The organism is Wolbachia endosymbiont (group B) of Parapoynx stratiotata (assembly GCF_947250635.1).
GTDB lineage: Bacteria > Pseudomonadota > Alphaproteobacteria > Rickettsiales > Anaplasmataceae > Wolbachia.
This window is the reverse complement of sequence record NZ_OX366335.1, coordinates 183,615-207,001: the sequence shown is the minus strand read 5'-3', so window position 1 is coordinate 207,001 and position 23,387 is coordinate 183,615. Positions and strand designations below refer to the sequence as shown.

Sequence of the window (23,387 nt, the reverse complement as noted above, 5' to 3'; positions counted from 1 at the left end):
TTACAATAATTACCTGTCAATCTCACCAAAGACTATATCGAGTGAACCGATAATTGCTGCAATATCAGCAAGCATATGTCCTTTTGCCATGAAGTCTAAGGCTTGTAAATGCGCAAAGCCAGGTGCTCTTATTCGACATCTATAAGGTCTATTGGTACCATCTGAAACTATATATACTCCAAACTCGCCTTTTGGTGCCTCAACAGCTGTGTAAGCTTCACCTTCTGGTACACTATATCCTTCTGAATAAAGCTTAAAATGATGGATCATAGCCTCCATCGATGTTTTCATTTCTGCTCTTGGCGGTGGAGAAATTTTTCTATCTTCAGTTTTTATTGGCCCTTCAGGTATCTTCTCTACGCATTGCTTCACCAAGCTGATAGATTGCCTAATCTCCGCCATTCTTACTAAATAACGGTCATAACAGTCACCATTTTGGCCAATTGGTATATCAAAATCTAGCTGATCATATATCTCATATGGCTGGCTTTTTCGCAGATCCCAAGCAAGCCCAGCAGCACGGAGCATTGGTCCACTAAAGCCCCAATCAAGCGCCTGTTTTATTGATATTTCACTAATTCCTACAGTGCGTTGCTTCCATATTCTATTTTCCGTTAAAAGTTCATCAACATCATCTATATACTTTGGAAATTGCTCTATAAATTTTGCAATATCTTCAATCAAACCTTCTGGGATATCTGCTGCAAGTCCACCTGGCCTTATATAAGCTGCGTGAAATCTTGCACCTGAGGCCCTTTCATAGAACTCGAGTATTTTTTCTCTCTCTTCAAAGAGCCATAAAAGAGGAGTCATCGCCCCAACATCAAGTGCTTGAGAAGATATATTTAGTAAATGATTTAGTATTCTTGTCAGCTCACAAAACAAAACACGCAAATATTTTGCTCTAATTGGAATTTCACATTGCAACAATTTCTCTACACACAACGAATATGCATGCTCTTGTGACATTGGTGACACATAATCAAGGCGGTCAAAGTAAGGCAGAGCTTGAAGATATGTTTTATGTTCTATTAACTTCTCAGTGCCGCGATGCAAAAGTCCAATGTGGGGATCTGCCCTCTCGATCACTTCACCATCCATCTCTAAAACAAGACGTAACACCCCGTGTGCAGCTGGGTGCTGAGGGCCAAAGTTTAGCATCATTGTCTTTAGATCAGGCATGCTTGGTAGCTTAAGGTATTGGAATTGTATAGGGTAAAATGTGCTTAAAGTCAATAGGCTTCTTGTACAAGCTATAACTCATCGTTACAATAGAAAAACTCTCAAAAACTTCACCACTTCTTCATGATCTGATAGACAATGTTTATGTGTCACATACAATTATTGCACTTATGTTGATCAAGGCAGCGAAATTATGTATAGATAATTTTGATTGAGAAATAGTTTTTCTACTATATAAATTCTACTTTAGAGTAATCAAAATTAATGAAAGACAATAAATATAGTTTAGGTTTAAGGATCATTCATTGGTTAATGTCTGCTTTTATTATTGGCATGCTTTGTTCTGGGCTGTACATGAAAAGTTTGCCGATTAGCAGTGAAATTAAATTCAGCATATACGCTGTTCATAAGGCTTGTGGTATCACCGTTCTTGGATTAATTATAGTACGTATATTTTTTCGCGTCTTTACTTATGTTCCGCCATTACCAGCCAATTTTTCTCGATTTGTAATCAATGCGAGCAAAACGATACACTTTGGTTTATATGCTTTGATGGTGCTAATGCCACTATCTGGTTATGTCATGTCTTCTGCTTCTAGCAAAGAGATCAAATATTTTTTCCATATCCCTTTATTAATTAACCATAATGAAGATCTAGCTAGTGCAGCTAATCAGTTACACTCGATACTTGCATATTTTATGATACTCTTTATAGCCTTGCATATAATTGGTGCTTTAAAACACACATTTATAGATAAACAAAACATTTTTAAACGTATGATATAGGTTATATGTTAAGTAGCCTCTGGAAAAAAGGAACAAATTTTCTCGGTAGTGAGTTTGCCATAATGGGTGGTGCTATGAGCTGGGTTTCAGAGAGAAATTTGGTTTCAGCAATCTCAAATGCTGGTGGATTTGGCGTGATTGCTTGCGGTGCAATGTTTCCAGACTTACTGAAAAAAGAAATCATAGAGACACAGAAATTAACTAACAAACCATTTGGTGTAAATCTAATTACTATGCACCCAAAGTTGAGTGAGTTGATAGATGTGTGCATTGAAACGAAAGTAAGCCATATAGTGCTTGCCGGTGGACTACCAACGAAGCCTAATATAGAAAAAATCAAGAGTGCGGGCATTGAAGTTATGTGTTTTGCACCAGCATTAAGCCTCGCGAAAAGGTTAGTAAAAATGGGAGTAGATGCGTTAATAATAGAAGGTATGGAAGCAGGAGGACATATCGGTCCTGTTAGCACTTCTGTTCTCGCACAAGAGATATTACCTCATTTTAAAAATGAGAAAACACCGGTATTTGTTGCAGGTGGAATAGGAAGAGGCGAAATGATAGTGAACTACCTAGAAATGGGAGCAAGTGGCTGTCAAATAGGTACATTATTTGTCTGCACGAATGAGTCAATCGCTCACAAAAATTTTAAAGAAGTATTCATCAAATCAGCTGCGCGTAATGCTGTATCTTCTGTGCAGATTAGTGCTGATTTCCCTGTAATTCCAGTAAGGGCTATAGCTAACAAAGCAAGTGACGATTTTATGGAGCATCAAAGAGACATTATTGATAAATATCAAAATGGAGAAATCTCAAAAGAAGATGGGCAGCTTGAAATAGAAAAGTTCTGGGCTGGAGCTTTAAGAAGGGCAGTAATTGATGGAGATGTTGAAACAGGATCTTTAATGGCCGGTCAAAGTGTTGGCATGGTTGATAGAGAAAAGCCTGTAAAAGAAGTGATAGATATGTTAGTTCAACAGGCAAGCAATTATGTTGAAATGTAAAATCAGTAATCAGCAAAGAAAATAGTTAGCAAATTGCTATAATTATCCGCAACAAGGCATAACTGCCCAGTTTTAATGTAAAATTAACGCTAAAGAGGTATTCATACATTTTGTTATGTATGGAGAAATGTTATGCTAAGTCGTTTTGCAAAACATCAGAAGAGTGAAGATATTAATCAACAATTGTACAATTCTATATACAAAAAGGTCACAAAAAAAACACATAATCATGAAAATCTAAAAAAGGGAGATGGAACTATCGCAAAATGCATAGAGTTGTTCAACAAAGCAGCTGATCCGAACATATTAATTAAATTAGAAAAATTACTGAGAGAGCAAGAAAAATATTATAATTATTACACCGAGAAATTTCTTCCAGAATTGGAAAAAGAAGTAATGGGATCAGAAGTCGGACTTCCAGTATTTAAGAATGAAATAGAACAATCACAAGGATCACCAACAAGAAGAGGGAAAACATTAAAAATAATTTCAGAGATTACTAAAAAGAGCAACAATAAAGATCATTCTAGTATCACTATTCAAAATCAGAAAAGTCTTAGAAGTAATCAAGCAAATAGACAAAATAATACTATGGAACTATTTAACAAACAAATTCTTTCTGGTGAAGTTGAAATTCCCAAAAATTCAGGTATTAATCCTCTGGAAAAGGATTCTTTAGCTAAGGGTGTAAGTGGAAAAGGAACCCCTGGAATATATAATTCCTTGAGAAGTTCAGGTCGTTATGATGCTTCAACAATTCTTACATCAAAACAATCGCAAGAAAGAAAGAAGATCACACAATCACAATTGAATAGTCAATCTGATCTTTCGATTGATAGTAAAGATTTAAAAAATGAAAAGCCTAATATAACTGTGAATGCTGTAGAAGTGACAAGTGGTGCAAATACTTCTAAATTCAGTAGTAGTAGTGATTTAGATAGTCGAATAAATTCATCTAGCTTGGCATCAAGTAGCAGAAGGAACAGCTTAACTTCAGTAACAAGCATTTCATCTGAGGAAAGTGTACACTTAAAATTAAACCCTGCTGAGGAAGATAATAGTTTGCAACTAGAAGATGAAGGAAAAACAAAATTAGCACATCCGAACAAAACAAGGCCCAAAGGCCCAAGCGGAAGAAGATCCCCTTCTAAACATCATGAAAAGATTGAAGATCAAGTTAAAAAAGAATCATCTCAGTATGTGATCTTAGTGACAGGTAGTCAGGCAATGCAATCCGAAAAAAAAGAAGCTGCTAATTACGAAAATAAGAGTAAAGTTAAAGAACCTCATAATAAAAATCTTCACGTCGCACTTGTAACAAGTTCTGCTCTCTTAGCAATAGGGTGCATTGTTGCAGGAGTAATGACATCAGGATTAGTAGGAGCAGGACTGTTTGTGGTGGCTGCAGTGTTTGCTACAGCAGCAGCTGCTGAATTTTGTTCAAATATTCTGTCAAGTAAATTGACATCCATTAGTGTGAGTCCTCTTGTTGATAATAAAGGGCTAACACAGTGATAAAAGTTAAATATGAGTTACTTATGGTGAGCAAGTGAATTCGGTTCTTGCCTATTGATGTAAAAATTGTTACAGTTGAGGAGTATCTTAAAGGTATTTAGCTGATGCGTATTCAATTGGGTAGAGTTTTTGCTATTGTAGCCCTGTTAAGTTTTATCTTCATGTCATGTTCTAGCAAAGCAAGTGATGAATTGAAAAATATACCAGGAACGTTGAAAGAACTTATTTCTTCATTTTCAGTTAAAGATACTATGGAAAATATGAATCCTTCGACAATTATAGGGTTATGTATAGCTACAGTGATACTTGCAGTAGTGTTCAGAGGTCTAATTTTCTTCATGATACTGTTTGGTGTACTGATCATGATGTTTGGGAGTACAGAAAAAGCAACAGATTACTTGAAAGAAAAATTCAACTTTGCAAAAGATATAAAATTACAGCCCGACAGCGAAAAAAAAGATAAAAATTAAGATAGTATTTTTATGTTTTTTAATTATCTTTTTATTGAATACACATAATGTTGTATGCAACCAAAAGTACCGGCCACTAGCTCTAATTCTGAAAAAAAGAACAATTTAGCGTTACTAGAAAGTATTAATTTAGATTTTATCCCTTATGCTTGCCACTACGATGAAGAAACTATACTAACAAAACAGGGGGAATTATTAAAAATAATCAAATTAGAAGACTATTCTTCAGTTGATAACTATGGTGATCTTAGAACTGAAATTAGAAAAAGTATATCAAAAAATATCAAGAGTTTATATTTTACCGTTTGGATTCACACTGTCCGTAAGCGCAATAAACTGAGCTTACAGTGGAATAAAACTGCAGACTTTTCCGATCAGCTACACTCAACGTGGTTTAATAAACTAGTTGATAGTAAACTACAGTATATAAATGAATTGTACATTGTGGTGTTACTTAGTGATTTTGGCAAAAATATTAATAATGCATTTTTTTTTGGCGGGATAAAGAATAGGCACAAGTTATTTTTACAAAAAAATCATCAAGAATTACAAAAAATAACTGACCTGATTCAAAAAGATTTAGAACCTTTTGGAGCTAAAAAACTGGGCCTTAGGTCTAGTGAAGGTAAAATATATTCTCAAATGATGGAATTTCTCCATTACATTATTACATTAACGCACAAAGATTATCCAATATGTGAAAGGGACCTATCGCAGCATGTGAAAAACCTAAAAGTAGCTTTCGGTTTCAATAAATTTCAAACATCGTTTGAAGGTCAACAGAAGTTTGGTTCTATTTTTTGCATAAAGGAATATCGAGAAATCCCCTTAGAAAATATAGATAGGTGTTTGCAACTTGACTCTGAGCTTATCATCACAGAAATAATAATATTTACTAGTAATAATAAAGCAGTAAAAGAATTTAAAAAACAAATTAATATACTGCAAATCAGTGAGGACAATACCTTACTTCAAAACTCAGGAATAAATGAAATAATAGAGCTTGAAAAAATTTCTGCTATGGATTTTTGTCAACAGAAAATTATTGTTACAATCTTTGCAGATGATAAGAATAGGTTAGCTAAAAATATCAGCGATTTATCCTCTGTAATGTCGTTAATCGGGTTGATGATGTTTAGAACTGATCTGCACATGGAAAATCATTTTTGGGCACAGCTTCCTGGAAACTTTGCTTTTGTTACACAACCAAAAAATATATTAGAAAAATATGCTTGCAGCTTTGCTATGTTGCATGATTTTACATCAGGTACGTTAAAAGGAGGAAGATGGAAAGAAGCAGTAACAGTTTTTTTTTCAAAAAAAGGCAGTCCTTACTTTTTTAACTTTCATGGAAAGAAAAATAATGGTCATACCACAATACTTGGAGCTCCAAATTCAGGTAGAACCTCACTGATCAATTTCTTACTTTCGGAATCAAGAAAATTTAACCCTAGGATTGTTATACTGGATAATACTGGAAAATCAATAATATTTACTAAAGCAGTAAGCGGCCAATATTACATAATTGATCCAAAATATAAAGATAAAAGTCTAAAATTTAACCCACTGAACATTGAAGATAGTGCTTCTAATCGCAATATGCTTGTTGAATTGATCAAAAGGATGGTTGCAGATGCAAGTTTGGTAGACGTAGAAGAAAAGACAAAAAAAATTGTAGATTCTATATTTGCTATACCAAGAGAATCGCGATCTATTTCTCAAATTTCTGAAGTGCTTTTACTTCTTGGAGGCAAAATAAGTAAATGGTGTGGTGATGGTGAATTTGCTTACTTATTCCAAGATGGTGATGAGTCAGACATTGACTGGGGAACAAAAACTATATCCCTCAATACTGCAAATCTCACTAAGCAAAAAGAATGTATGTCCGTGATACTTTACTATTTCTTATACTCTTTCGAAGCAAAATGTGATGGCTCACCTGCAATACTTGTTTTGGATGAAGCATGGGAGATAAGTAATATTTTTCCTACAGAGGGAGAGTTTGACGACTGGATGCAAAGAATGACAAAGTTAAATGTTGTAGTAATTCTAAGTACTGAAAACTTAAACCTAGCATTTGCTAGCAAGTTTACTCAATATTTAGATAAGCATGTCGATACGAGGATCCTGATGCCGAACATAAATGCAAACAGGTTATACATGAAAGCATTTTCTCTGTCGAAAGAGGAACTGAATGTCATTTTGCAAACACCAACACAGGAAGGTTTATTTTTGATAAAGCAATACAAAGGTTTAGTAACTTTAAATCTAGATTTGAAGAATATGAAAGAAATACATGTACTTTCAGCTAATAAAGAGACTATAAAGTATATGTATGAAGCAATAAAGGAAAAAGGCGAAAAAGTGAGTAAGTGGTTACCGGCGTTCTATGAAAAATGTAAAGCTTAATTTTTTATTGATATTCTCCTTGATATTTTGTCTTTCTTATCAAGGATATGCTGATTGTCCAACATTTGTAAAAAGTAATACTGAAATTGAAGCTACAGGAAGTAAAGCAGGAAAAGGTATTGCGAATTTTTTTAAAGGCAAGTGGAGCGATTTAGATTTTGACGAAAAATTATTGCAATTTATTAAAGTTACAGCATTAAATAATCAGGGACCAGAAGGTTACTTCGATCCAAAGATTAAGGTCTGCGATTACGAAGGGAACGACAACTGTTATATATTATCCAGTGGAACATTCTGCCGCCAGATATATGGAACGCAGAGTACAGGAGCTGGAGTTTCTGCAGCAGCTTTTATAGATTGGGAAGGAGATAAAACAAAAGCTGGAGGAGAAATTGCCCAAGGTCTTGGATGGGAATGGGCAGATGGTGTTACTGATGAAGAAAAAGTAAAATTTGCTAATGCCCCTAAAATATGCGCTTGTAGTCAAAAGGGGGCTTGTATGTCAGGAATTTCTTCATGGGGCTCTAGAGTATTTTCTGGGGAAAATATTTTTCGTCCTGGAGAGATGGAAAAAGCTTGTGATACATGCTATCAAACAAAAGTAAAGTGTGCCCCTGTGCAACTTGCACCTGGCCCACCTGCATTTTGTGAACAACTTGCGATGTCACCACCACAAGTTAGAATTGTTCCTATAACAAATGAAGAAAATGATTATTTCCATCCAAGAGTTGGAGTCATTATTGGTGAGCTGAAAGAAAGAAGAGAGCTACCTTTTCCACGCGTTATTTCAAGTAATAAAAACATTCAAAGTGCTACATACTCTATTCCAGATAAAGATACCCACCATCACTTTAAAACTTATAGAAAAAAAGGTCAGCTCTGCACTGAATATTATGGTACTGAGAGAGAAGAGTCCAAAAGAAAATTACAATTTCCTGCTCGCTGCTTCCCAGCGCCACCTGCTCCAAAGATTGAAGAAGTGAGCATACCAAAGCCTAATGAGGGTAAAGGCGAAAATACGCTAAAAGTAAAAATGAAGATGAGTGAGAACGTTTGTACTTATGACGCACGTGGAACTCACAGTAATGGCATCTGTACTTTTTATGTTAATAAAAATTCTCCTACATATGTTGGCCATCTACCTTTAAAAGTAGTAAAGCCAGCAATAGTGGCAAAAACAACTGATAGCAGTAACAGTAAAAGCGACATCGATAGCGTAATAGAAGGTATATTAAAAAATAATTCGCAATTTGAAGTTCTAGAAAAATATGGATATGTTCCCGATATTGAAACAGAATGTAAAGAGCTTCAGAATGGTAAGTGCAAACTAGATGGCTCAGGATATCCAAAAGTAGAAATAAAATATAAAGAAAATTCTAAAAGTAAAATGCTCTGCCTTTCTGGGTGGCAACCAGAACCAGAGGAGTTTGTTCTTAAAAAAGAAAGTAAGCTAATATCGCTAAAATCAATGGGGGCAAGATACAATAAATACAATACTGTTTATTCAAAGGAGTCTGATCAGCTTTATTATTTTCCCTGTAACGAAACAATTGAGGTTTTAGCAAAGCCACAAGATGCACTGAATGAAATAATATTTAATAAAAAAGGATATATTTCCATTCCTGCTGAAAATAAGTCTAGAGATAACTGCATGGCAAAAGAGGATAAAGAGGTAGATACAAAACAAAATTGTGACAAATGCAAAATAGTATATGAGTTAACAGATGGAAAGTATGAAGAAAAAAACTGTAATCACGGTGATGATGGTTGCCTCTGCTTTGATGGAGTATGTAGTCGCTCAACACAGTATGTAGATAAGAATGATAAACTATTTTACTTAAGATATGAAGAAGTGGATTGCAAGGATAAGGATGGTAAAACAGTAAAAAACGAGAAAGGTGAAATACAAAAGTGCACACAATTAAAAAATCAACCGATTAAAGCAAATAGAACAGAAGTCTTTTATGCTGATAAATTGTGTAGGTTCGATTTAGAGGGTTTAAAAAAGAGATTACGTGAAATAATAATAGCACAATTGAAACATAAGAAGAAGATTATTGAAGACAGGGATCAAAAACTTTATGAGCTTGGAGATGGCTATACAGATGATCTGTCAATGTATGATTACGTTGAAATAGAAGCATGGGGAGGTGGTGAAGCTGGTCATATAGCTGATAAAGCTCAGTCTACTGTAAGTAGACTAGGAATGCCAGGTGATTACATTAAAGCTAAACTGAGAGTCAACCCTAGTTATCCATATATTAAAGTAAAAGTGACAGAAGGAGGTGGTGGACAAGAAGATGATGAATCTAACAAGGATGGGGGACCAACTTTAATAAAAATGTGCAGAGACTCTTCAGAAACAATTTGTAAAGATTTAATTACTGTTGCAGGCGGAGGTACATACAGAACCTATGGGGGAAGGGATTACAAAGATACAATAATTCATGAACAAAGTTTAAAATTAAAAGAAGAAATTAAGAAAGGGGACAAGCTAAACTCTAGTAAAGATAATAAAATAGCATATATAGAAAATGGTGAGATTGGGTATAAAGATGTAACAAAATGTAGTAAAAACTACGTGAATAAAACATATGGTGCTGGTGGTTGTATCAACGAAAGCAGCAAAAGTTATAGCAAGGGCGCTCCTGGTTACGCAAACATTAAACCTATATTTGAGGAAATTAATGAAAAAAGAGTAAAAAAAATAGATGATGCTATTGACAAAATGATACAAAATCCAGATGATATCACAGGTATTGATGATTCCTTAATAAATAAACTTGATCAAAAGATTATTGATACAATTAAAGAAGAAATTAGAAAAGAATTGTTAGGATTATAGTCAAAGGACCCTGATGGTTGCAAATGGGGTAAAGTTGAATTTACATCACTGAGAGTATCTGTTCAGATGCATGTCAAACCAGTGTTTCTTTTCTTGTATCTCAGTTCCCATAATGTCATCCCAGTGCGTGACACCCATTTCTTTCTAGTGCTTCCTTCCTTGTCATCACAGCTTCCATAATGTCATTCCAGTGCTTGACACTGGAATCCATGTAAATTTAACTGGACGCCAATGTCACAAACTAGTTTTCTCATCTATCTTATTTTGCTACTCTGCTGAACAGATACGTCAATTTCATCTACTGATGAGCTAGGTCTGCTGTCCTTTATATGTTGTACCAAAAGCTCCATAATTTTTTTTTGCTCATAAAATTGCTGAAATGAATATATTCCATTCGAGCCAACTAACACGAAGAATCCTCCTTGTACATTTGGAGGATTATCATGCCAGCTAATTTTTCTTACGTATTCAGCAGCTTGTAAGGAAGTATCTCCTGAAAGGTTTTTAATATTAGGATCAGCACCTTTTTCTAGCAGTAATCTTGCCATTTTTTCATTACCTTTCATAGCTGCTATATGTAGAGGTGTATTGCCAAGCTGATTGCCAATATTGACATCCACCCCTTCTACACTAAGTAATAATTGAGCTACCTCGTCATGGCCATTATCAATAGCTACACACAAAGGATTCATACTGGTATCACAGCCATTGACTTTAGCACCATTATCAAGAAGCAACTTAACTACTGCTGCATGCCCATTCTGAGCAGCTAGATACAAGGGTGTGACATTATTTTTTTTATCTACTATGTTAACATCAGCATTTTTTGTGCTAATTAATAGTTCAACTATTTCAGTATGTCCGTTCTGAGAGGCTAAGTACAGAGCTGTTATACCAAATTCATTGTCTTTAGCATCAATCTCAATTTCTTGAGTATTAAGTAACACCTTTACAACTTCTACAAGTCCATTTTGAGCAGCAATATGTAAAGGTGTCTTACCATCAGTACAGTCTTTTATATTGGGATCAGCTCCCGCTTTAATTAACTCCTCTACTATAGCTTTGCTTTTAGCTACAACAGCAAAGTGTAAAACTGTACTGCCTTTAGTAGTTCTTGCATGAATATTAGCTTCTTTACTGATTAGTAACTTTACTACGTCTAAATGTCCTGAATAAACAGCAAAATGCAAGGCTGTAAATCCTTTTTTATCCTTGATATTGATATCAGTTTTTACATTAAGTAATAACCTAACTTCATTTATGTTACCATTATAAGCGGCTTGATGTAATAGAATATTTTCAACCGGGAGCGATTGAGTGCTGAACATATTTACCTCTATATAATAGTATGCCTAGTGGTATTACATCAAAACAAGGAACATTCAAGAAAAATTTTTGCATCTGGCAATCTATTTTCTCTATTCTGATATATACAAACTCTTTAAACCCACCTTGTAATCAGGATAAACTAGAGAGACACCAAGATCTTTTTTAATTTTAGTATTGCTTACTTTTTTTGACCCTAAATAAAAACCCCGTGCGTAATTTGGTACGGAAGAAATCTCAACTGGCTCTGGAGGGCTAATATTGAGAAGCTCGGCTGCATACGTGACCACTTCAGATTGCGTAGCAGGTAAATCATCTGCACAATTGTATATCTCATAAGGCTTTATATTTTGCATGGAAGAAAATAAAATATTCGATATATCTTCAACATGAACACGAGAAAAAATTTTTTTCACATTTCTTGCTTTGCCAAGCTGCAGGTCAATTAGCGCATTTCTACCAGGACCATATATCCCAGCCAAACGAAAAATATGTACAGGCAATTTGCTACTTAGCCACTTCTTTTCAGACTCAAGGCGCTTTTCTCCTCTAATTTCTATAGGCTTTGTTTCAGATTCCTCATTCACCCAATTACCACAGTGGTCACCATAAACATTAGTTGCAGAAAGATAACCAAGCCATTTAATATTCTCCAGACAATGACCGTATCTCTCCATAACATCATCGCCGTCTGGAGGAATAGAAACTAAAACATGTGTTACGCTTTTAAGCAGATCTTGATCAACCTTTTCATAATCAAAAAGTTGTATATCTTTATTTCTTGATGTACCGTTAACTTTCCAGCCTAAATTTAGCAATTTTTTCGATAGAAATTTAGCTACATATCCGTAACCAAAGCAAAACAAGTGCATGGAAATTAATTTCCAAAATTCTTCTTGATAAACTCAACCCCTAACCTTATTCCTTCTTCATTAATAATATGGCCTAATCCATGAATTGGGTATCCTTGAGCGTTTACTCCATTTTCTTTCAGAGCTTTAACCGCTAAATCAAGGGACGAAAAAGGTACCACATCATCAGCGTCACCATGAATAATACATATGTTGGGTTTTGATTTTATCTGCGGTGCAGTTTTTGAAGGCGAAAGAAATCTACCAGAATACGCAACAACTGACGCACAAGACTGAAGCCGGGTAAGAGCCACATGTATTGCAAGCATTGCCCCTTGAGAAAATCCAACTAAAGAAAGCTGAGTATCTTTTAAATTAAGCTCCTTTAATTTTGTATCAATAAAATGATTTACAATTGATGCAGCATTTTTCACCCCATTATATAGTGCTTCTTCACTACGATCCTCTAAACTAAACCACTGATAACCATCACCTATTTCCCTCTCAAACGGAGCATTCGGTACCACAAAACATGAATCAGGCAAAAACTTGCTCATAACTTTAGCAAGATGCACGAAATTATCGCCACTTGAGCCCCAACCATGAAAAAAAATAATCAAATTTTTCTTATTTCCATTTGGACAAATTTCTTGGCTTTTAAGTTCAATCATCTCTTCATCCCTTTATGTTTATATTTAACTTTATGGTAATACTAAATTTGAGGAACAAGACCTCACTACTGCTATAGCTCTTTGATATGAATAAATACTACTTAGCTTCAATTTTCTCTATCAATTTCTTGACCAAGCCTCTCAATCTTCTGCTGGAATCATCAAGCTCTTGAATTTGTGAAGCATCTTTTCCCATGAGCTCTTTGTGATTACTCTTTATGTAATCATACATTTCCTTCATCTGAGCAATCATCTTGTTGATATCCATACCACCCATATCAGGTATCATGCTAGGCATATTTCCTTCTAGCATACCACCAGCCATAAGTTGCTGAGACATTTGCATGAATGGCTTTAAGGTCTGTTGAAGCAAATTAGGGTCGCTTGCCAATTTTTCTATTTGCTCTTTGCAAGTATCCATGTACTGCTTCATAAATTCATCATCTTGCACTTTATCTGTCATAATTACACCTATTTGAAACTAATATTATATATTGTTTTTAATTAAAAACAATACAAGAACAACTATATTAATACTTGATTAAATGACAAATTAACTATTTTAAAGGTTCACATACTCTCTTTAACCATTCCTTATCTTTTATGCCATTTTCTATATTTTTATAAACAAATTGGTGATAGCTATTTATCCATTTAACTTCATCTTCAGTAAGCATTTGTATATCTATTAGCTTTTTATCATAAGGAACAGAGGTCAATTGTTTAAAGCTTAAAAAGACGTTTTCTCGCCTTTCAATATACATCAGATTCTCAATTCTTATTCCATACTTTCCTGGAATATAATAACCAGGCTCGTTAGAAAGTATCATGCCTGGAATGAGTTCCACTTTATTTCCTCTTGATATTGCTTGCGGTCCTTCGTGTACCGAAAGGTAACTTCCTACTCCATGTCCTGTACCGTGCATGTAATCCATTCCAAATTTCCATAAATGTATACGCGCTAATATGTCCAATTCTCCACCAGTAGTGCCAGAAGGAAAGACCGCACTTGCTATCGCAATGTGAGCTTTTAATACTATTGTGTAGTGAGCTCGTTGCTCATTGGTTGGACTACCAATTGCTATAGTTCTTGTAACATCGGTTGTGCCATCAAGGTACTGACCACCAGAGTCAATTAAATACAGCCCATCTTCTTGAATGACTTTATTTGTCTTATTGCTTGCACGGTAATGAATGATTGCTCCATTCTCGTTGAATGCTGAAATTGTTGGAAAACTCGGTTGCTTAAACAAATTCTGCTCTTTTCTGTATTCTAAAACTTTTTCTTCAGCTTCAAGCTCAGTAATTTCACTGTCAATATTGTTTTCAAGCCAATATAGAAAATTTATAACTGCTACTCCATCTTTGATGTGCGCACTTATAGCTCCAGTTATTTCAGTTTGATTTTTTACTGCTTTGTGAATCAAACAAGGATCCTCCTTCTCAATTATCTGCTTATTTTCTATTAGACCTCTTTCATTACTTATTGTCATCCCAGTGCTTGACACTGGGATCCATGCTTTTTTATTTCTGGTCAAGCACTGGAATGACACCGAAGCTGATTTTTCATTTAAATAATGGTTATACAAGGGATCTATTGCATTCATAATGCTCATTGGAGTCGTGCTTGGATCTATCACCACCAAATTTAACTTATGTAGTGAATTTTCTAGCTCACTAATATCAAAAACATTTATATGGTTATCAAAATTTGCTTCTATAGTTGAATGTTCTTTATCTTGAATAAATAAATCAACATTGGCATTTTTATACAATATAGCACGACCCAATATACAAGGAGTATATTCAGCACTTTCATTTCTTAAATTTAATAACCACGAAATTGAATTTGGATCAGTCAGAAGCACTGCTTCAGCCTCTATGTTTTTAGCTACTCTTTCACATTTATCCTTACCACTCTCACCAGATACATGTGAGACTATTGTTTGTGCTTTATGACTACTATCTTTTTTAGTTAAGTATGGTACTAGTTTACAAATGCCTTCATATTTTCTTATGTCCTTCATAGTAAAATATTGCGGATAGTAACCCAGTGAGGTAGTCAATGTTAAGTTTGCTTTTACCCATTTGTGTGGATCCTCTTCTTGTATATTATATACTCGAAAACTGCCCTGATCGAGCTGACTGCGAGCTTGTGTGATATAGCGTCCATCTGTAAAAAATGGGCACTTATTACTCTTTGTAACGATAAGTAGCCCATTTGTTCCCGTGAAGCCACATAACTCTGCTAACTCTTTTGAATATTCATTTAAATACTCGTCTTTAGTATTCAAAATAAATGCATCAACATTTATTTCGTGCATAAAAGAGCGAAATTCTTCGATTTTTGACATGTTACGCAGAATTAGCAGCTATTTTCGTTTTCTTATTCCTAAGGTACACTAATATGCTAACTATCGCTGCTGGAGTGATACCTTGTATTTGCTTCGCAATACCAATTGTTGCTGGCTTTATTGACTGCAACTTTTCTATCACTTCAGTTGACAAGCCTTTAATCTGTGAGTAGTTGAAATTAGTTGGAATTTGAGTATTAACTTCCTCTTGTAGAAACTTCATATCTGCTTCTTGTCTTACTAAATAAGGCTTGTATTTTGCTTCAATTGCAACTGCTTCATATATTTCATTCTTGGCTATGCTATCAGTTATAGTGTTATTCCAGCACATGACGCTGGAATCTACATTTTTTTCAGTGTCAACTGCATCCATTCTATCATCATTCAAGTACTGGATTCCAGTGTCAGCTACTTGGATGACAGGAAGAGGTGCTTTGGTGTTATGCAAGTAGCTGACACTGGAATCCATGTTTAACTCTGGCCATATTTCTCGTAATTTATTCCAGTCAATATTTGGATAACCGAGCAAATTTAATGCTGTTTTTCTTATTCCATCATAAGATATTTTAATGCCATAGGACCTGAGCTGCTCAGGAGTAATTGTTAGGCTCTCTAATTTCTCCTCAAGTTGCTTAATGGATTTAAGTTTACCCTGCAAAACAGAGTATCTCCCATGCGACACAAGAGAGATGTCATAACCTTTTTGTGTCAATCTTCTATCTGCATTATCTGACCTGATTGCCAGTCTATATTCTGCACGCGAGGTGAATAATCTGTAAGGCTCAGCAATTCCCTTAGTGACCAAGTCGTCTATCATTACACCGATATATGAGTCTGTACGATGAAGAACAAAACTTTTTTGAGATAAAGAGAATGCTGCATTGATTCCGGCAATAATTCCCTGCCCGGCTGCTTCTTCATATCCAGTGGTACCATTAATTTGACCAGCAAAATATAGTCCTTTAACTTTCTTAGTTTCGAGAGTATGAAATAGCTCTCGTGGATCGATATAATCGTATTCAACTGCATATCCAGGTCTTAATATTTCTGCATTTTCAAGCCCTTTTATACTCTTTATCATTTCATACTGCACTTCGATGGGCAATGAATTTGAAATTCCATTTGGATATATAGTGTTATCATTAATCCCTTCTGGTTCTAGAAATATTTGGTGATTATTTTTTTCTGCAAATTTTTTAACTTTAGTTTCAATTGATGGGCAGTATCTTGGTGCAATAACGTTATCTAAATATGAAGAAGCTGATCTGTGAAGATTCTCTCGAATTACTTTGTGTGTATGTTCATTAGTATGAGTAATAAAACATGAAACCTGAGGCTGGTTAATTTTCTCTGTAAGATAAGAAAATGGTGTAGGTGGATTGTCACCCACTTGTTCTTGTAATACCGACCAGTTTATAGTGCCACGATCAAGCCTCGGTGGAGTTCCGGTACGTAATCTGCCCAGTTTAAAATCATACTTCTTTAGCGTATTTGCAAGCTCTATTGCAGGTTTATCTCCCATTCTTCCAGAAGGAGTTGTTTGCTCTCCTATATGAATCACACCACGTAAAAAAGTCCCTGTAGTCAAAACAACTCTGCTTGTCAGTATACGTTCACCTGAGTCTGTTATTACAGCTTTTATATAAGATTCTCCATTGCTATCACTTTCGATAAGAAAATCGTCAACTGACTCTTCTTTTACTGTCAAGTTGTTATAATTTAGAATAATTTCCTGTATTGCTTTTTTGTATAATTTTCGGTCTGCCTGTGCACGTGGGCCCCATACCGCTGCGCCTCTGCTGCCATTTAAAACGACCGAGTGTATGCTTGCTCGGTCGATAGCTCTCCCCATTATTCCATCAAGGGCGTCTACTTCTCTAACTACAACACCCTTTGCAACTCCTCCAATTGCTGGATTACAAGACATCTCTCCTATAGTTGAAATTTTGTGAGTTATAAGTAGTGTGTTTGCACCAAGACGAGCTGCAGCTGTAGCTGCTTCACACCCGGCATGACCGCCACCTACTACCACTACATCGTACTTATGCATCTTCTTGAGTAATTCCTACTCTATAATATTCCAACTATCAGTGATTGATGTCAAATTTTACAGATTACAACATTGCACACTAACTTAGCTCAAACTGCCGTCTCTCTCGCAGAAAAAACTTTTTCAACTTTGGGAAAGATGATACTTTTATTAACTTCTTCTTCCGGAAAGGTAATACATTCATCTACTTCTTCTTCCTGAGATATTTTGACATATGTAGAATCTGTAATCGAAATTGCACTTACTGCAGATTTAATTGCTGTTTCATCTACACAATGCACTATAGCTACAGTTGCAAAGAACCCTAAAATCGGTGATATCAGCCCTATCATTCCACTTATTAATGTAAATCCTATTTTTGGATTAGGAAAAATAGCAGCTATGCTTCCAGCAAGTGTAACTCCAATTGCAGCGCTTGTAGATATCATCAAACTCAAAAAATTTGCTACTTTTCCATGATCCTCCCCAACAGGATCTCTTTTGCAAAACTTATATAGCAAACATCCTACGTGAAAAACCGCAATCAATGCTGGAGCTATACAACCAGCAATTCCACCTATGGCTAAAGGTGATGAAGTGTCAAAACTTAACCAACAAGCTAATACTCCTAGTGCTGACACTATACTATAAGCTAACAAACAAATATACATACAATCCCTCTCACTAATTAATATCACTAATTAATAGGCATCATTTTTACTCTAAATCGCAAACTTCCCCTCCGCCATCTAAATACTAGAGCAACAAGGAATGCTAACGGCCGTGAAAAAATATCTAATGTTTATATTTATGTAAAGTGGAAAATTTTAGTGGGGCGAGCGACCAGGATTGAACTGGCGACATTCAGTACCACAAACTGACGCTCTACCAACTGAGCTACGCCCGCCAAGGTATAAAATTTCTAACACACAAGCATAAATAGTCAATTAATTATTTAAGCTACCTACTTTTGCATAGAGTTTTAAGTTTAGCGAATAAACATTTTCATTTATGCTTTTAGCATTATAGTTAATCGTATTGAAATCGTGATATGTTTAAAAGTATTTTCACATTTAGTTTTTTTACAGCTATTTCAAGAATTTTAGGGCTAATAAGAGATGTATTGATTGCTACGGTTATTGGTGCAACTTCTCTTGCAGATATATTCTTTTCCTCGTTTCGCTTTGCTAATTTATTTCGATCGTTTTTTGCAGAGGGAGCATTTACTACCTCATTCATACCATTATACTCTGCAGAGTCATATGATAATAAAAAGGCATTTAATTTCGCAAGTAGTGTAATATCCATTACGTTTATTATTCTAGTAATTTTTTGCCTTATCACACAAACCTTCTTCCCTTACATGATCAAAATCTTCACTCCTGGATTTGACCAAAATAAATTTACCTTTACTGTAACTTTGTCGAAAATTATGATGCCCTACATAATCTTCGTGTCAATCGCATCACTTATTGGTGGAATGTTGCAAGTAAAACAGCATTTTGCTTCAACAGCTATTTCACCAATCATTTTGAACCTCTGTTTAATCATCAGTTTGTTTTTACCTTACATTGAAACACCGGCTCATAACCTTTCTATAGCCGTCCTGATTGGAGGGATTTTGCAGCTACTTTTAATAATATTTAGTGCATACAAATTAAAGGCTTTCTTTTCTTTTAGTTTAGAATTAAGTAACGAAGTAAAATTATTTTTTAAACGTGTGATACCTGCAATTATCAACAATTGTGTAATACAAATAAGTGTATGGATTGACACAATCATGGCGAGTTTTATACCAAATGCAGTTTCTTATATATATTATGCCGATAGACTAAATCAACTACCGCAAGGAGTAATTGGCACTGCAATTGGTACAGTACTTCTTCCTCTGATTTCAAAACGAATAAATGATACTGAGAATATAGTCAAAATACAGAACAAGGCCCTTAATATAGGGTTAATATTAATTATGCCAATAACTGCTGCTTTTATCATTATTCCTGACATAATTTTACTTACGCTTTTTTCTTACGGCCGATTTGATTATTATGCAGTGCAGCAAACTGTTCCTACATTAGTAGCATTTTCTCTTTCTTTACCCGCATTTATTATAAATAAAGTATTGCTACCCACATTCTTTGCTAGGGGAAAGCTAAAAATACCAACTATGTTCTCATTAACGTGCCTTGGAATTAATGTAATACTAAATCTCATATTAATGAACAAATACCAACATATAGGAATTGCTATTGCTACTTCCATTTCCACTTGGATAAATTCTATTTTATTGATTAATTATTTAACAATAAATAAGATGTATAAGATTAGCCAAGCATTATTACTAAATATTGTAAAAATTCTCACTGCAACATTGGTTATGTCAATAGTTCTTTATCTCTCTAATTACTTATCAGCAGGGTTGTTTTTCGATAGAGGGCTAGCTCGTATTGTTTATTTAGTAACTTTAATAGCTTTGAGTGTTATTATTTATTCTAGCACTCTTTACCTAATTTTTAGAGGAAATTTGAATAATTTGAAATATGTATAAATTACACCCTTTGTATTGCTATATGTCATTTCAGCTACTATTCCAATATCCACTCCTTTCATACCATAACCTATTCCTGTCATTCCAGCACCTATTCCTGTCATCCCAGCACCTATTCCTGTCATCCCAGTGCTTGACACTGGGATCCAGAAATTTTGTTGATTATATAATCTGGAAAACCTTATTTAAGTCACACTGGATCACAGTGTCACACACACAACTGTATGAGTGTTGTGGTTTGAGAGCAATTTCCACTGGGAACCCAGTGCTCATCAGACCAGCTTCTCATGTAAAAATGCTGTGTTTTAACATAAGAATAGCTACTTTTTTGCTAATTAACTTAATGTCTAATCAAATTTCCTGGATCCCAGACTGGGATGACAAGAAGAGAAGGGATGCTGGAATGAGAGGTCTATTATGAAACTTTCTTTATACGCCATATCATCAATCTTGTTTCTATTAATTCTCATGCACGTTGCTGCAACTTTTAAGGATTGGAGTGGCTACAGAGAATATATCGTAAAAGAGTTAGAGAAGACGTATGATGCTAAAGTACATGTTGGAGGAAAAATTGAAGTTTCGCTCATTACTCCAAAACTTACTATTCACAATGTATATGTACAATATAACAAAAACAAGGAACAAAAATTATCAGATTTAATTAGTGCAAAAAAAATTGAAATAAGGCCATCGTTGTTTTCATTTTCATTGCAACCAAAGTCAATCTCATTTTTGGGCATGAAAAGCAACAAAGAAAATTTACTTAATATTATAAATACGAAAGCCAATGATAATATAGTTGATATATTAATAAAGGACAGCCAAATAAGTTTTAACGCCGATACTATTAACATCAAGGAAGTTGCTATAAAAAAAAATAAGCAGTTTTTTGGTGAAGTACAGATTGGTGACAACAATTACGATTTTTCTGGAAAGGTTAATGTCACAAAAAATAATGTACACATTAGTGTTGATTCAAATTTTGCAAATTTGCTATTTAAAGGTAATAGAAATCAACAGGGTAATTTAACACTGACAATCAATAACAGTTCCGGTTCTGTGAGCAATTTAGCAAAAATCATTAATCTTAGCTTCCTTTCTTATGTGATTCCCAGCGAAAATATTGAGATATCATCCAATATCAATCTCAATGAAAGCGAGTTTACGGCAACTGATTTAAAAATTGAGTCCAAAAGCATGCAAGGCACTGGTATAATACAAAATGATAGAAAAAGTGATCATACTAATATCAATATTAGTTTTAGTAAAGTCGACCTAAAAAACGGCTCACACAAAACAACAGATATGAAGGGTCTTTTAGAATCTTTTAGAGAGGTTGTACCAAAGAACCTGAGCTTGGATTTTAATATGGAAGCTTCAAATATTCAATATCAAAACAGGATATTGGACAAATTTCATGCTACGCTAAAATTTGCTAATGGCGAAATAAACGTTGATACTCTTCTTCAATTTCCTGGAACCAATAATATATCTCGCTTATCAGGAAGAGTTTCAAACAATGGCAACTTGTCTGAATTTAATGGTGATATATTGATAAAGGGTGAGTCGTTCATTTCACATATTTTACCTTCTATCAAGATGCAAGAAAGAGAGAAAAGTCAATTTACAGCAAGTTCTAAACTATATTTAGCACCTAGAATATTATCTCTTTCAGATATCAGATTGCTAAATAACAAAGAATCTTGGCAAGGATCAATTAAGGTAAATCACACAAAAAAACACAATATGATCGATAGTAAATTTAGCATACATAACATTAATATAGATAAATATGATTATTCATTATTCAGCAAAGTGCAATGGCTGAAAAATCTTAAATATGATGTAAATATAAGAACTAGTGTTAAAGATTCTATATTCAATGGTACAAAAATTGAAGATTTGGATTTTTCATTAAAAATACAAGAGAACAAGCTAGTTGCAGATAAAATAAAGTTATTCGGAGAAAATTTCGACATTACCGGTAGTGTAAAAATATTAGTGGATCAAAAATACACTAAGCCTTTATTAGACGTAAACCTTACAGGTAATAAATTTAATGGAAATATCTTTAAATTACCAAAACTATTAGAGGTAGAAAGAAACTCAAGAAATGAAATAAATCAAATTCAATGGTCAACAAAGCAGCTTAATTTTTTAGATGAGAAAGGAGATTTTGATGCAAACGTGCAAATCAAAACTACAGAATTTAAAATTGGGCAAAACGTCTTAAAAGATTTTAACTTGGATACAGTGATAAGAAACAACACTATCACTATCAAACAGATAAGTTACATACTAGAACATGGACAAATGTTTTTTCAGGGTTATCTAAAAGCAGGCTCAATTCACACAAAATTTTCTATTGCAAATTTAGACACCAAGGAAGTTATAGGAGTTAATAACATAAATGGCAAGATAAGCTTAAGTGGTGAAATCAAAACTCAAGGGACAAGCTTTGATGATTGGGCTAGTAACTTATCAGGAAATGTAAACTTTCAAGCACAGAAAATAGAGTTTACAAATGTGGATTTTAATTCATTCATCACTAAGTTGTTAAGCAGTAAGAATAAACCTGAAATTTCCAAGCTTGCTTACGTTGATATATATAATGGCAGTACGCTTTTTGAAAATATTAATGGAAAAGTAAGTATTAACAGTGGTGTATGTTCAACTAGTTCACAGTTTAGTACCGATCAAGCATCAGGTTCTATCTCTTCTAATTTAATCTTATCTAATTTCTCCTTAACTTCTATATTCAGACTCTTTTTCATACTACCAAATCATAATAGTCCTCTTTATATCGAGGCACACTTAGATGGCCCTATTTGGTGCCCTAAGATGAGTTTTGATGTAGACCAAATTTACAACACCTTAGTTAGCAAGAAAAATAGTTAACTCATTTAGATGTAGGATTTAAGGGACCATCTATCTTTAAGTTAGACCTTAGTAAAAGATGTTCTACTCTCACCAATGATAAAACTGATTGATTGTTTGTACATTCTCAATGCTTGCGTCGCTGCAGCTTGTGCTTGGACTTTCTGTATCTCCAAGCAATAACTGTGTTATCTCCCTGTAGCCTTCACAAACAGACAAATGCAAAGGAGTAAAACCAGAATTGTCCACTGCATTAACATTTGCTCCGTTTTTAAGCAATAATTTCATTTCCTCTAAGCGGTTTCCGCAAGCAGCATAATGTAAGGGAGTAGCGCCATTATGATCTACTGCATTAACACTCGCTCCGTTTTTAAGCAATAATTTCATTTCCTCTAAGCGGTTTCCGCAAGCAGCATAATGTAAGGGAGTAGCACCCTTATGATCTGCTGCATTAACATTCGCTTTGCATGTCGATAACAATTCTATATGAGGAAGAGTAAAATTTTCTTGTTCTTGATACATA

The 23,387-nt window shown here is 34.5% G+C and carries 18 protein-coding genes and 1 tRNA gene; 8 read left to right on the top strand and 11 right to left on the bottom strand.

All coding sequences use genetic code 11. The annotated features are described in order from the left end of the window. Positions 1–9: 9 nt before the first annotated feature. Positions 10–1,182: an NADH-quinone oxidoreductase subunit D gene (locus OOT12_RS01015; protein WP_264375036.1), complete on the bottom strand. Its 1,173-nt coding sequence runs from the start codon at positions 1,180–1,182 to the stop codon at positions 10–12. 264 nt (positions 1,183–1,446) lie between these two features. Here OOT12_RS01015 and OOT12_RS01010 point away from each other — a divergent pair, with 264 nt between their 5' ends. The 6 genes from OOT12_RS01010 to OOT12_RS00985 all read left to right on the top strand — a co-directional run bounded on the left by OOT12_RS01010 (position 1,447) and on the right by OOT12_RS00985 (position 10,208). Beyond that, positions 1,447–1,968, top strand: coding sequence for a cytochrome b (locus OOT12_RS01010; RefSeq protein WP_213863969.1), 522 nt, complete (start codon positions 1,447–1,449; stop codon positions 1,966–1,968). Between the two features lie 5 nt (positions 1,969–1,973). Then, positions 1,974–2,969 carry an NAD(P)H-dependent flavin oxidoreductase gene (locus tag OOT12_RS01005; protein WP_264375037.1) on the top strand — a complete coding sequence of 332 codons (996 nt, stop codon included), beginning with the start codon at positions 1,974–1,976 and terminating at the stop codon, positions 2,967–2,969. Positions 2,970–3,101: 132 nt separating this feature from the next. Then, entirely contained in the window at positions 3,102–4,484 is a 1,383-nt protein-coding gene (locus OOT12_RS01000) for a DUF350 domain-containing protein (protein WP_264685300.1), read from the top strand. Between the two features lie 104 nt (positions 4,485–4,588). Then, entirely contained in the window at positions 4,589–4,954 is a 366-nt protein-coding gene (locus OOT12_RS00995) for a hypothetical protein (protein WP_010402638.1), read from the top strand. Positions 4,955–5,008: 54 nt separating this feature from the next. Continuing rightward, entirely contained in the window at positions 5,009–7,363 is a 2,355-nt protein-coding gene (locus OOT12_RS00990) for a VirB4 family type IV secretion/conjugal transfer ATPase (protein WP_264375039.1), read from the top strand. Continuing rightward, complete coding sequence (locus tag OOT12_RS00985; RefSeq protein ID WP_264375040.1) at positions 7,344–10,208, top strand: hypothetical protein; 2,865 nt, start codon at positions 7,344–7,346, stop codon at positions 10,206–10,208. Before OOT12_RS00990 ends, OOT12_RS00985 begins: the two co-directional genes overlap by 20 nt. Before the next feature lie 254 nt (positions 10,209–10,462). On the opposite strand, the gene OOT12_RS00980 is transcribed toward OOT12_RS00985, so the two are convergent. The 8 genes from OOT12_RS00980 to OOT12_RS00945 form a co-directional block, all read right to left on the bottom strand. Continuing rightward, entirely contained in the window at positions 10,463–11,536 is a 1,074-nt protein-coding gene (locus tag OOT12_RS00980; protein WP_007302061.1) for an ankyrin repeat domain-containing protein, read from the bottom strand. A gap of 90 nt (positions 11,537–11,626) precedes the next feature. Next, entirely contained in the window at positions 11,627–12,406 is a 780-nt protein-coding gene (locus OOT12_RS00975; protein WP_213863966.1) for an SDR family oxidoreductase, read from the bottom strand. 5 nt (positions 12,407–12,411) lie between these two features. Continuing rightward, complete coding sequence (locus OOT12_RS00970) at positions 12,412–13,056, bottom strand: alpha/beta hydrolase (RefSeq protein ID WP_213863965.1); 645 nt, start codon at positions 13,054–13,056, stop codon at positions 12,412–12,414. 97 nt (positions 13,057–13,153) lie between these two features. Beyond that, on the bottom strand, positions 13,154–13,519 hold the full coding sequence (locus OOT12_RS00965) for a hypothetical protein (protein WP_213863964.1): 366 nt from the start codon (positions 13,517–13,519) through the stop codon (positions 13,154–13,156). 94 nt (positions 13,520–13,613) lie between these two features. Next, a complete protein-coding gene (locus OOT12_RS00960; protein WP_264375041.1) occupies positions 13,614–15,410 on the bottom strand; it encodes an aminopeptidase P family protein in 1,797 nt (598 codons plus the stop codon). Between the two features lies 1 nt (position 15,411). Further along, positions 15,412–17,460, bottom strand: a complete 2,049-nt coding sequence (gene mnmG, locus OOT12_RS00955; protein ID WP_264375042.1) for a tRNA uridine-5-carboxymethylaminomethyl(34) synthesis enzyme MnmG — start codon at positions 17,458–17,460, stop codon at positions 15,412–15,414. An 89-nt stretch (positions 17,461–17,549) separates the two neighbouring features. Continuing rightward, positions 17,550–18,110 (bottom strand): hypothetical protein, encoded by a 561-nt coding sequence (locus tag OOT12_RS00950; protein ID WP_264375043.1) that lies wholly within the window; start codon positions 18,108–18,110, stop codon positions 17,550–17,552. 160 nt (positions 18,111–18,270) lie between these two features. Further along, positions 18,271–18,346: transfer RNA gene (locus OOT12_RS00945), tRNA-His, on the bottom strand. A gap of 144 nt (positions 18,347–18,490) precedes the next feature. Between OOT12_RS00945 and murJ the strand changes: the two genes are divergently transcribed. Then, positions 18,491–19,987: a murein biosynthesis integral membrane protein MurJ gene (gene murJ, locus OOT12_RS00940; protein ID WP_026092648.1), complete on the top strand. Its 1,497-nt coding sequence runs from the start codon at positions 18,491–18,493 to the stop codon at positions 19,985–19,987. Here murJ and OOT12_RS00935 read toward each other — a convergent pair. Next, positions 19,942–20,127 carry a hypothetical protein gene (locus tag OOT12_RS00935; RefSeq protein ID WP_264375044.1) on the bottom strand — a complete coding sequence of 62 codons (186 nt, stop codon included), beginning with the start codon at positions 20,125–20,127 and terminating at the stop codon, positions 19,942–19,944. The two genes, murJ and OOT12_RS00935, sit on opposite strands and share 46 nt — an antisense overlap. 277 nt (positions 20,128–20,404) lie before the next feature. Between OOT12_RS00935 and OOT12_RS00930 the strand changes: the two genes are divergently transcribed. Beyond that, a complete protein-coding gene (locus OOT12_RS00930; protein WP_264375045.1) occupies positions 20,405–22,885 on the top strand; it encodes an AsmA-like C-terminal region-containing protein in 2,481 nt (826 codons plus the stop codon). 69 nt (positions 22,886–22,954) lie between these two features. On the opposite strand, the gene OOT12_RS00925 is transcribed toward OOT12_RS00930, so the two are convergent. Beyond that, on the bottom strand, positions 22,955–23,386 hold the full coding sequence (locus OOT12_RS00925; protein ID WP_264375046.1) for an ankyrin repeat domain-containing protein: 432 nt from the start codon (positions 23,384–23,386) through the stop codon (positions 22,955–22,957). Between the last annotated feature and the right edge of the window lies 1 nt (position 23,387).